10 protein-coding genes are annotated in these 11,838 nt (G+C 33.8%); 7 read left to right on the top strand and 3 right to left on the bottom strand.

Going from position 1 to position 11,838, the window contains the following annotated elements; translation table 11 throughout:
- The first annotated feature begins 10 nt into the window (after nt 1-10).
- The 3 genes from GMA17_RS11785 (at nt 11) to GMA17_RS11775 (ending at nt 3,539) form a co-directional block, all read left to right on the top strand.
- Nucleotides 11-757: a succinate dehydrogenase/fumarate reductase iron-sulfur subunit gene (locus GMA17_RS11785; RefSeq protein WP_248396413.1), complete on the top strand. Its 747-nt coding sequence runs from the start codon at nt 11-13 to the stop codon at nt 755-757.
- 78 nt (nt 758-835) lie between these two features.
- Nucleotides 836-1,750, top strand: coding sequence for a M20/M25/M40 family metallo-hydrolase (locus GMA17_RS11780; RefSeq protein ID WP_248396411.1), 915 nt, complete (start codon nt 836-838; stop codon nt 1,748-1,750).
- A gap of 16 nt (nt 1,751-1,766) precedes the next feature.
- Nucleotides 1,767-3,539: a DNA mismatch repair protein MutS gene (locus GMA17_RS11775; RefSeq protein ID WP_248396409.1), complete on the top strand. Its 1,773-nt coding sequence runs from the start codon at nt 1,767-1,769 to the stop codon at nt 3,537-3,539.
- 125 nt (nt 3,540-3,664) lie between these two features.
- On the opposite strand, the gene GMA17_RS11770 is transcribed toward GMA17_RS11775, so the two are convergent.
- A complete protein-coding gene (locus tag GMA17_RS11770) occupies nt 3,665-5,788 on the bottom strand; it encodes a S46 family peptidase (protein WP_248396407.1) in 2,124 nt (707 codons plus the stop codon).
- Nucleotides 5,789-5,994: 206 nt separating this feature from the next.
- Here GMA17_RS11770 and GMA17_RS11765 point away from each other — a divergent pair, with 206 nt between their 5' ends.
- The 3 genes from GMA17_RS11765 (at nt 5,995) to GMA17_RS11755 (ending at nt 8,463) form a co-directional block, all read left to right on the top strand.
- Nucleotides 5,995-7,086: a methionine aminotransferase gene (locus tag GMA17_RS11765; protein ID WP_248396405.1), complete on the top strand. Its 1,092-nt coding sequence runs from the start codon at nt 5,995-5,997 to the stop codon at nt 7,084-7,086.
- Between the two features lie 84 nt (nt 7,087-7,170).
- The gene (locus GMA17_RS11760) at nt 7,171-7,680 is read left to right on the top strand and encodes a hypothetical protein (protein ID WP_248396403.1); all 510 of its coding nucleotides are present in this window, start codon (nt 7,171-7,173) and stop codon (nt 7,678-7,680) included.
- Between the two features lie 3 nt (nt 7,681-7,683).
- Entirely contained in the window at nt 7,684-8,463 is a 780-nt protein-coding gene (locus GMA17_RS11755) for an amidohydrolase (protein ID WP_248396401.1), read from the top strand.
- Here the strand turns inward: GMA17_RS11755 and GMA17_RS11750 are convergent.
- Both GMA17_RS11750 and GMA17_RS11745 read right to left on the bottom strand, forming a co-directional pair.
- On the bottom strand, nt 8,450-10,060 hold the full coding sequence (locus tag GMA17_RS11750) for an Ig-like domain-containing protein (protein ID WP_248396399.1): 1,611 nt from the start codon (nt 10,058-10,060) through the stop codon (nt 8,450-8,452). The two genes, GMA17_RS11755 and GMA17_RS11750, sit on opposite strands and share 14 nt — an antisense overlap.
- A 56-nt stretch (nt 10,061-10,116) precedes the next feature.
- Nucleotides 10,117-10,794 carry a ComF family protein gene (locus GMA17_RS11745; RefSeq protein ID WP_248396397.1) on the bottom strand — a complete coding sequence of 226 codons (678 nt, stop codon included), beginning with the start codon at nt 10,792-10,794 and terminating at the stop codon, nt 10,117-10,119.
- Between the two features lie 155 nt (nt 10,795-10,949).
- On the opposite strand from GMA17_RS11745, the gene GMA17_RS11740 reads away from it, so the two are divergent.
- Nucleotides 10,950-11,834, top strand: a complete 885-nt coding sequence (locus tag GMA17_RS11740; protein WP_248396394.1) for a hypothetical protein — start codon at nt 10,950-10,952, stop codon at nt 11,832-11,834.
- Nucleotides 11,835-11,838: the final 4 nt, after the last annotated feature.

Raw genomic sequence — 11,838 nt, 5'->3', positions numbered from 1 at the left:
AAGGAAAGCTATGAATTTAACGTTAAAAATATGGCGTCAGAAAAACGCTAACGATAAAGGAAAATTGGTTGAATATCCAATCAGTGATATTTCTCCAGATATGTCTTTCCTAGAAATGTTAGACGTATTAAATGAAGGTCTAATTAATAAAGGTGATGAGCCTGTAGAATTTGATCACGATTGTCGTGAAGGAATTTGCGGAATGTGTTCATTATATATTAATGGGGAAGCCCATGGTCCAGATCGTGGTGTAACTACGTGTCAATTACATATGCGTATGTTTAAAGATGGCGACACCATTGTTATTGAACCATTTAGAGCAACAGCATTTCCTGTAATTAAGGATCTAGTGGTTGACAGGTCTGCTTTTGATCGGATTCAACATGCAGGTGGATTTATTTCCGTAAATACCTCCGGAAACACCATTGATGCTAATGCTATTCCTGTTAACAAACACGATGCCGATACTGCATTCGATTCAGCCACTTGTATTGGTTGTGGCGCCTGTGTAGCGAGCTGTAAAAACTCATCGGCTATGTTATTTGTGGGAGCTAAAGTATCGCAGTTTGCTTTATTACCTCAAGGTAAAATTGAAGCAACAGATCGTGTTTTAAACATGGTTAAGCAAATGGATGAAGAAGGTTTTGGTAACTGTACCAATACCGGAGCCTGTGAAGTGGAATGTCCTAAAGGAATTTCATTAGAGAATATTGCACGTATGAATCGTGAGTATTTAAAAGCAAGTTTAAAAGGATAAAAATTTTTAATTAAAACAAAAAAATCCCAAGTTTAATCTTGGGATTTTTTTGTTTCTTTATACTTATAATTTATACTAATGACTCGCATTAATTTTATTCTGTTAACCGCCTTTGTTTTACTGTATTCCTGTAGGTCTTCAGGGCAAATAAATCAACCTTATAGTTTTAATTCTGACAATCTACTCCATCATGTTAAGGAATTATCATCTGATGCTTATGAAGGCAGACGAACGGGGACAGCTGGAGCAACCAAAGCAAAAGCGTATATCATTAAGCAATTAGAATTACTTGAAGTTATACCTTTAGTTCCAAATTTTGAACAGCCTTTTACATTCGAGAGTCGAAATAAATCCTATAATGGCGTCAATATTCTTGGATCTATAAAAGGAACGGAATATCCTGATAAATATATTGTATTAACGGCACATTATGATCATGAAGGGATTAAAAATGGCCAAATTTATAATGGCGCAGATGATGATGCATCCGGAGTCAGTGCCTTATTTGCTTTTGCGGAATCTTTTAAAAATAATCCACCAAAACACTCTGTAATTTTAGCCTTTTTTGATGCCGAAGAATTAGGGCTTCAAGGGTCTAAATACTTTGTAGATAATTCAATTGTATCAATAACCTCTATTATCCTTAATATCAATATGGATATGGTATCGCGCAATGAAAACCAAGAATTATATGTTACCGGAATTAAAAGCCATTCGCACTTGGAAACGGCTTATACAGATCGTAAAATAACGGAAGGTGTAACAGTTATTGCTGGACATGATGGAACAGATGGAAAACAAAACTGGATGTTTGCTTCGGATCACGCGCCTTTTCATTTAAAAAAGATTCCGTTTTTATATTTTGGTGTAGAAGATCATGAAGATTACCACCAGCCAACAGACGTTTATGAAAATATCCATCCAGAATTTTATAAAAATGCTGTAGAAAGCATTATTAGGATGTTTTATCAGATAGATGCTATGACATTCTAAAAGTTTAATTTTTTCTATGAAACACCAACCAAACGCGTATTACAATAAACAATTAGAAAACTATCAAACCGCTGTAAAAACGTTTAATAAAAAGCTTTTTACATTTAGCATGTTGCGTTTGGGTATTTTTTTAGGAACGGTATTAGGCGTTTGTCTTACGTTTCAAAATTGGCAAGTTGCTTTAGGAGTAGGAGTTGTAGGGGCTTCAGTCTTTATTTTTACACTTGCTAAATATACCGACATTAAATACCAACGTAACCTTCATAAAGCTTTAGTGACTATAAACGAAGATGAATTGGCTATAGCTACGGGTAATTTTCATGAGCGATTAGATGGATTAGAGTTTCAAAATCCAACACACTTTTATAGTTTAGATATCGATTTGTTTGGGAAAGGGTCCTTCTTTCAATTTATAAATAGAACTTCTATTAAGGAAGGTGCTAAAACACTTGCAAACGCTTTAAATGCCAATGATATTGACAACGTCAAATCTCGACAAGAAGCCATCAAAGAATTAGCCGATAAACCAGATTGGCGTCAGCATTTTTCGGGTGTTGCATCATTGATTCATGTGGAAACACCAGCTGTAAAAATCATTGAGTGGTTAAAAAGTCACCAGATATTTCTACCAAAAATGATGGCATGGTTTCCCTTGGTATTTACCGTAGCTTCTTTGGCAATTGTAGGACTTGCCGTACTTCAAGTTATTGCACCTATTTTTGTGTTATTATGGTTGCTTTTAGGACTAACCATTACAGGAGTTTACTTAAAGAAAATAAACAATCTGGCTAGTAATACGGATAAAGTAAAAGACACTTTTAGACAGTATGCAACGCTTTTAAATCAGATAGAACAGGAAACATTTACCTCTAGGTTATTAAAAGATAAGCAAGAACAAATTCAATTAAAACATCAAAAAGCATCCGAAATTTTTGCCAAGTTCTCTAAACATTTAGATGCCTTAGATAATCGGAATAATTTTATTTCCGCACTTTTAGGGAATGGTTTTTTGCTAATCGATTTAAAAAATAGTTATAAAGTAGAGCAGTGGATTGCCCAATACCATGAAACGGTTGCACATTGGTTTGAAGTGGTTTCTTTTTTCGATGCCTATAATAGTTTAGGGAATTATGGGTTTAATCATCCAAATTATGTATTTCCAAATATTGTTACTAAAGAAACCACCATTGAAGCAAAACATTTAGGACATCCTTTATTAGATGCTAAAAAACGGGTTGCTAGTGATTTAACCATAAACAACCAGGAGTTTTTAATTGTAACTGGTGCTAATATGGCAGGGAAGAGTACGTTTTTAAGAACGGTTTCCTTACATATTGTTATGGCAAATGTGGGTTTACCAGTTTGTGCTGCCTCAAGCAATTACCAACCCATTAAGTTAATTACAAGCATGCGTACCAGCGATTCGCTAACGGATGATAGTAGTTATTTCTTTTCCGAATTAACACGCTTAAAATTTATTGTAGACGCTATTCACGAGGAACCGTATTTTATTATTCTAGATGAAATTTTAAAAGGAACCAATTCTACTGATAAAGCCATTGGTTCTAAAAAGTTTGTTGAGAAATTAGTAGCTTCCAATGCCACGGGGATTATTGCGACTCACGACTTAAGTTTATGCACGATTGAAACCGAACTAGAGCCCGTAAAAAACTACTATTTCGATGCGCAAATTATTAATGACGAACTCTTTTTCGATTACAAATTCAAAAAAGGCATTTGCCAGAATATGAATGCGAGTTTTTTATTGAAGAAAATGGAAATTATTTAATGTGAAAGACCTATCAGATTTTTGAAACCTGTTAGGTCTATTTTATTTTTTTCAGATACTAAAAAAGCCTCACAATTCCATTATTTCAGGATTGTAAGGCTTTACTTTTTATTTATTTGAACAACTTAGTTCTTACGTTTTTTCTTTTTAGATTTACTTTTTCCACTTTTTGGATGAACCAAAGTCATTTCATCAATTAAATGTTTGGCACCAGCATATTTATCAACTATAAATAAAACGTAGCGTAAATCGACCATAATATTTCGGCAAATTTCTGGATCGTAATTCATATCACTCATGGTACCTTCCCAAACGCGATCAAAATTTAAACCCACTAAATTTCCATGGGCATCAATAGCTGGACTTCCAGAATTTCCACCAGTTGTGTGGTTGGTTCCTAAAAAGCAAACGGGTACTTTTCCATTACTATCAGCATACTGACCATAATCTTTTGCTTCGTATAAATCGATTAATTTTTGTGGTACATCAAACTCATAATCGCCAGGAATATACTTTTCAATCACACCATCTAAATAACTCACAGGACTATAATACACGGCATCTCTTGGCGAATAACCATTAACTTGACCATAGGTAACACGCAATGTTCCGTTAGCATCTGGAAAGTAGCGTTCGTTAGGTAAGGCTTTCATAAGCGCCGTCATGTATTCCGTTTGAAGCGCTGTAATGGGATCGTTTTTTTGTTGGAATTCTGGATTCAGGTTATTGAAAAAATCATCAATAAGCGGTTTCGCATAGCTGTAAGCGGCATCGTTATTTAATTTTTTAATCACATCATCTGCCGTACCTTCAAAAAGTGCTAATGCCGAATCTAAATTCGTAAATGCCGTCGTGTCATAAATGGAAGCGTTTACATTATCTGAATAAAAAGGCATCACATTCTCAAACACACCTTTGTCTACTTTTACATCGTAATTTTTATGAATTCCTTCTAAAACACCTGTTATATAAGCACGATTTTTATCCATACTTTCTGGATCGCGTTGTAAGGATTGCTCTACTTGGTAAGCTCTAAACGTCATGGTCATTAACTCATTAGTCACCAAAAACACTTCAATAAAATTTCTGCGTTTAATATTTACCTCTGCAAAATCTTTATATAACCTCTCAAAATCTGGTAGAATATGACCGTATTTTTCTTCTAGCCCTTTTTCTTTTAATGCTTTGGTAAAGGTTGCTTCAAAATCACGACGTTCGGCAATGGCATTACTCTTTTTAATACCTAAATTTTCACCAATCCACTTTTTCCAAGCGTTCGCAATACGTGCTTGTTTAGAGGCATATTTTATCCGAACATCATCATTCACTTTCATTTCAGCATCAATTACTTTTAAGGATGCTTCACGTATAGCAATATTACTCGGATTAAATTCTTGGGTAATATGTTCAATAGCTACAGCTGGTAAATATTCATCCGTTGTTCCAGGGAAACCGAAAACCATAGTAAAATCGCCCTCTTCAACACCATCTAAAGAAATTGGTAAGTGGTGTTTTGGTTTGTAAGGTACGTTGTCTTTACTGTATTCGGCTGGACGATTATCTTTATCAGCATAAATTCTGAATAAAGCAAAATCACCTGTATGTCTTGGAAATACCCAGTTATCAGTATCACTACCAAATTTGCCAATGCTGGTTGGAGGTGCGCCAACTAAACGCACGTCATTAAAGCGTTCCGTTACAAATAGAAAATACTGATTTCCTTTGTAAAACGACTTTACTTTGGTGTCTTGCCAAGCCTCTTTAGTCACTTTAGTTTGTAATGTATTGGTGTTTTTATCAATAGTAGATTGTTTTTCTCTTTCAGTCATGGCATCCGTTACGCCGTCTAGTGCTTGCGTTGTCACGTCTTCAATACGTACTATAAATTCAATATAAAGACCATCATTTGGTAATTCGTCCTCCAGATTCATAGCCCAAAAACCATCTTTTAAATAATCGTTTTCTAAAGATGAATGCGATTGAATCTGTCCAAATCCACAATGGTGATTGGTTAGAATTAATCCTTGATCCGAAATCACTTCGCTTGTACAACCACCATTAAAATGGCCAATAGCATCCTTAAGGCTGGAGTTGTTAACATCATAAATGTCTTTAGCAGTTAATTTGCTGCCTAAAGCAGTCATTTCGTCTTCATTCATACCTTCTAAAAGCGAAGGAATCCACATACCACCTTGCTGTGCTGATGCTTGAAAAACAATAAAGAGAACTAATAATCTAATTAATTTCATAGTATAAAAATTTTGAATTCCTCAAAGATAAAAAAGTTATGGTTACTTATTTTACTTCTGCATTATTACTTCCCTTTTTCAGGCATTTTTAGTGTCCCGATTTATAATGGGTATGAACGGAGAAGTTAACACATAACTTATTATATTTACAAGTATGAGACATATTTCCAAACTTCCCGCAGGTTGAGACCAGTATTTTTTCCGTGATGAGTGCTTTAGCTCATACACATGGTGCAATAAATCTATCACAAGGCTTTCCAAATTTTAAAAGCGATCAGAAGTTGATTGATTTAGTCAGTCAGGCTATGAATTCCGGTTTTAATCAATATGCACCAATGGCTGGGAATTTAGAATTGCGAGAAGCTATCTCTAAAAAATTCGAATTACTTTATAACACCAGTTATAATCCTGAAACTGAAATAACGGTTACAGCAGGAGCAACCCAAGCTATTTACACTATTATTTCTGCCTTTATTCATGCAGGTGATGAGGTGCTTATTTTTAAACCTGCTTATGATTGTTACGAACCTGCAATTACAATTAATGGCGGAAAACCTGTTGCTATTCAATTGGAAGCACCTGGTTATTCCATAAATTGGGATGAGGTAAAACACCAAATTTCCGACAAAACAAAAATGATTATCATTAACACGCCGAACAATCCAAGTGGAACGGTTTTGTCCAAAGATGATATGTTGAAACTTCAAGCTTTAACCGAAGGCACTAATATTTTGATACTGAGTGATGAGGTGTATGAGCATATGATTTTTGATGGTTTAAAACACCAAAGTGTCTGTTTGTTTTCAGGTTTAAAACAGCGCAGTTTTATTGTGGCTTCGTTTGGGAAAACATTTCACAATACAGGTTGGAAAATGGGGTATTGCTGTGCGCCAAAACAATTGATGGAAGAATTTCAAAAAGTGCATCAGTTTAATGTTTTTTCTGTAAATAGCGCCATGCAAAAAGGATTGGCAGATTATTTAAAAGAACCCAATCATTATTTGCAATTAGCCGATTTCTATCAGGAAAAACGCGACTATTTTTTAAATCTCATTGCGGATTCTAATTTTAGGTTTAAACCTGCTCAAGGAACGTATTTTCAGGTGCTTGGTTATGCTGAAATTACGAATGAACATGATGTGGACTTTGCCAAAAAATTAACAGTCGAAAACGGTTTAGCATCCATTCCGTTATCCGTTTTTAATTTGGAAAATAAAGATGATAAAGTGCTGCGATTTTGTTTTGCAAAAACCGACGAAACTCTTAAAAAAGCAGCTGATATTTTAAACAAATTATGATATGTTAAACTATTTATAAATAAGTAACTCGAAATGTAAAACTGAACATAAATTGTGTAACCTTTAATGTAAAAATTAGAAGTTATGAAATATTTAAAAACATGGTGTTTGGTTGTGTTGATTGGCGCAAGTGCTTGTTGGACAAAACATGAGATAATTACAGATTCTGGAAAAAAATATGAAGTAAAAGGAAACACGTTTTATCATCAAGGAAAAGAGGTGACCGATAAAATTTCGGCTGAAGAAAAAGACCACATTGTAACAAAATTAAATAAAAAATTAGAGACTGAAGCCGAAGTAGCTTCACAGCAAAGAGCTTTAAAAGAAGCTAGGAGTCGGGCTGAAAAGGTCCAGAAAGAAGCTAGAAAGGCTGAAAAACAAGCCAAAGCTTTAGATAAAAAGTTAAAGGCAGAAGCCAAAGCGCGTAAGAATTATATAAAAGCTAAAAATAATTTAGATACTGCTCAAAAAAAATATAATAGACTTCGCAAGAAGGGAGATTTATCGCCTAACGAGGAAGCAAAATGGACAAAAAGATTAAATAAGTTGTCTAATCAAATGAAAAAAGCTGATAAGGCATTAAATAAACTATAATACATGTGTAACGAATTGAACCTAGCCATTATCCAAACACATTTAGTTTGGGAAGATCCGAAAGCAAATAGAGGACATTTTGAAACAAAAATCCAACGTATTAAACAACCCGTGGATGTAATTGTGCTTCCGGAAATGTTTACCACAGGATTCACCATGAACGCACAAGCAGTTGCTGAAAGTATGGATGGAAAATCCGTAAGATGGATGCAGAAGCAAGCGGCGGAATCGGGAGCTGCCATTACCGGAAGTCTTGTTATTGAAGAAAACAACAAATTTTATAATCGGATGGTTTTTGCATTTCCTGATGGTGCTATTACAACCTATGATAAACGTCATTCATTTACCCTAGTTGGCGAGGACAAGGTGTTTACGGCTGGGCAAGAAAAAGTTATTGTGAATTATAAAGATTGGAATATTTGCTTACAAATTTGTTATGATTTACGCTTTCCCGTTTGGGCTAGAAATACAACGGATTACGATGCTTTAATTTATGTGGCAAATTGGCCAAAACCACGTGTTGCTGCTTGGGATGCTTTATTAAAAGCACGTGCTATAGAAAACATGTGTTACTGTATTGGAGTAAATAGGATTGGTGAGGATGACGCCCAAAATGAATATTCAGGCCATTCAGCAGTGTATGACGTGTTAGGAAATAATATTACACCTATCAGACCTCATAAGGATCATATTGAGGTTATAACTTTAGATAAAACCCACATTAATCGTTATAGAAATAAATTGAAATTCCTAAACGATAGGGATCAATTTAAAATAATGTAAACGTGTAGATATTATCGAAATTGGAACGAATATCTAGTTTGTCTTTATAATAGCTAACGCGTTCTGGTTGTGTATTTTTAAGGTAGTTTCCAGTATCGTATTTTTTATTCTTATTGGTATCATAAATAACACGTAAATAGAAAATACCCGGTTTTAAATGTCTAAAATCAATAGGCTCGGGTTTTTCACTATATTGTTCGGCTATAACTTCGCCTTTATCATCAGTAATTTGTGCAATAATAGGGTAAGTAGCGTTTTGTAAAATTACACGAGCATTCCCATAATCTGAATACGTTTTTGTGTTTAATTGATAGTTTAATGTATCGTTTTTATTATCAAAAAAGTCCGTTATAGCCTCCGGCAATAATTGAATTTGGTATTTTTCACTTTCTTTTTTCTCAAAATTTAAAATATAGCTATTGGTTAACGAATCTAACTTGACGTTATAATCAACCGCAATCGAATCTTTATCCAAAATGGTTACTTTGCTTTTTTCAAATTTGGTAAAAGGAACAACATTGGTGATTTTAAACTCATCATTAAAATTTAAAAGGCTTTTTGGTTCGACTTGAATATTCATGGTGTCCCGTTTCTGCTCGCTTATTTTTACATTAAAATTTTGATTGTAATTTAAATTGCTAACATTAAGTTGAAGTGAATCTGCTTGTAGTCGTGGTTTATACCAGTAATATAAAGAATCGGCTTTTGCATCTTTAGTAATACGAGATTCAAAATTATTAGGGACGGTTTCAATCGTTTTAATTTGCATGTTTTCATAATCGCCTTCATAAGGGAAAACAATTTTTTCGCCAGAAACTAAACGAGGTCTTATAATTTTTGGTTCTAAATCTTCTGAAAATAATTTTAAAGTAAAGGCCGTCGTGGAATCCACAGGAACGTTTATAAATTCTTCATGAAAAGCTATTTTGTCTGTTTGAGGCTGAAATTTATAATCTTGGTTATTATCTTTTAGTGCTATCAGTTTGTATTTACCGGCTTTTAAGTTTTCCAGAGAAAAAGTCGTGGCACTATCTAGTGTGTTGGTAACGTATCTTGGGTTTTGCTTGAAAATGATAGAGTCTGTAAAAGTAGAATCTGCTTCGTATAACATGACCGAGATATAATCGTCAGGTTTTCTTAAAGTAGCATCTACAATAATTCCTTTTACAGAAAGTGAATCAATGTAATTACCTGTTGAAAACACGTATTTATAAAATGGATATGGATTTTCTTCATTGTTATCTACAATACTATTTCCAAAGTTAAACGCGTAAGTTGTATTTGGCGCTAATGTATCTTTAATAGTAATTTTTATATACTTGCTAGCACTAGAAAGCGGAATAATATCTGGTGCAGGATCCATTGGAGGCGAAATAATAAGCTGTTTGGAAACATTTTTAATTTTGACATACTCGTCGAAATAAATCTTTATTTCATTCCCTGTGAAATTGGTCGTGTAATTTTCAGGTTCTGATTTGGTAATTTTTGGTGGTATTATATCCTTTATGCCACCACTTGGAGTACCGCGATTGGCACAACTAGCAATTACTAAAGCGACTAAAACAACTATTATTATTTGAGAAAACGCTTGACGCATACCTACTTTTCTTTATTTGCAAATAAACAACATATTTATCATTAACGAAACATCCATTATGCTATTGCCATGGTAGCAATGCTAATTCGAACTTGCGCATTTTTTAATAACACAGTTCCACAAGCCTCCATGGTGGCACCTGTGGTTATAATGTCGTCTACCAAAAGTATGTGTTTGTTTTGAATTTTATGAGCATTTATAACGTTAAAAACCTCTACATTATTTAACCAACGCGTTAATCTGTTTTTAGTAACCTGCGAGCTCGTGTTGGAAACTTTTACGAGAACATCATCCACGTACTCTGCGTGTAAACTTTTAGCTAATTCCTGACCAAATTTAGCGACTTGATTATAACCGCGTTTCCGAAGTTTGTTTTTATGTAATGGAACCGGAATGACTATATCAATATTTTGGTATTCAGCAAGGCTTTGAAGTTCACCTCCAAGCCAGCCTCCTAAAAAAACGCCTATTTCCTCAAAACCTTTATATTTTAAGTTGTGAAGTAAATTTTGGGTAATTCCTTTCTTTTCAAAACGCAATAGGGCCGTAGCAGTTTCAATGGGTAAGCGGCCATAGAAAACCTTTAATACGGTATCATCCCGATTAAAATGAAAATTGGTAACTGGAAAATCGTGCCTACAAGCTGTACAAGCATATTGTTCATTATCGTGCAACAAACCATTGCAACTATAACAAACTTTAGGAAAGAATAAAGCGAGTAATGAATGAAACAAACTAATTATTTAATTCTAAATATATTACAATGTTTTATCAAGGCATAACAATTTGTTACTTAAACAAGAACTTTAACAAGTTTATTTTCTGTTTATCGATTAAAAAGTTGATTTTCAATCTTTAATTTTAGATTTGCTCCCATAATTTAATTAAGATGATAGTTAACCCTCAATTATTTAACTACAAATTAATTATTGGATCGTTGGTAATAGCCATTGTTGTATTAGGGTCGTATGGTTTAACGAGTTACAACACATTAAAAAGTCAAGAGGAATTCATGGAACAAGAAATTAAACTTGTTCAGAGTGAGTTGTCTAATATGATGAAACTTCACGACTTTCAGCGTGTTGATAATAACGAGTTAACAGCACAGTTGCAGCTTTCAAAATCTAAATTGGAAACAACTTTAGATTCTTTGAACTTGGTAAAAACGGATTATCCTTTAATTACAAAGTATAAAGATGATATTGCTACACTCATTGAAGAGCGCAAAATACTATTCAATAAAATTGCACGCCTTTTAGATAAAAATGAAGCCTTAAATGAAGCTTCTAAAACCAATAGCTTAAAATTGGAGTCTAGTCAGGTAGCTATAGCAGCATTAACAGAACAAAATTTAGAACTTACGGCTTTTGTTGATAGAATTTCAACTCTAACGCTCGATAACCTAAAAGTTAAAGCTATAATTACCAGTCCATTGGAATATAACGTAGAAACGACCAAAGCACGTCAAGCTGATAATATGGAAGTTTGCTTTACGGTATTAAAAAACGAATTTTCATCCAAAGGAAATAAAGAATTGTATGTTCAAATTATTGGCCCAGATAATACTATTGTGTCTAGTAGAGGTGTCATGGAATTTGGACAAGAAATACTTGCGTACAGCGGAAGAACGGCTATAAATTATATGAATGATGACATTGCTGTTTGTGCTAAAATTAATGTTAATCAAGAAAAGTCACTAAAAAAAGGGGATTATTTAATTTCCGTTTTTCATGATAATAAAGTGCTTGGTTCTTCAAAAATTAAACTAAATTAATTAA

The organism is Bizionia sp. M204, from assembly GCF_023205095.1.
In the GTDB taxonomy this organism is placed as follows: Bacteria; Bacteroidota; Bacteroidia; order Flavobacteriales; family Flavobacteriaceae; genus Algorimicrobium; species Algorimicrobium hallyeonense.
The sequence above is the reverse complement of the archived record's forward strand: the minus strand, read 5'-3'. Positions and strand labels throughout refer to the sequence as shown.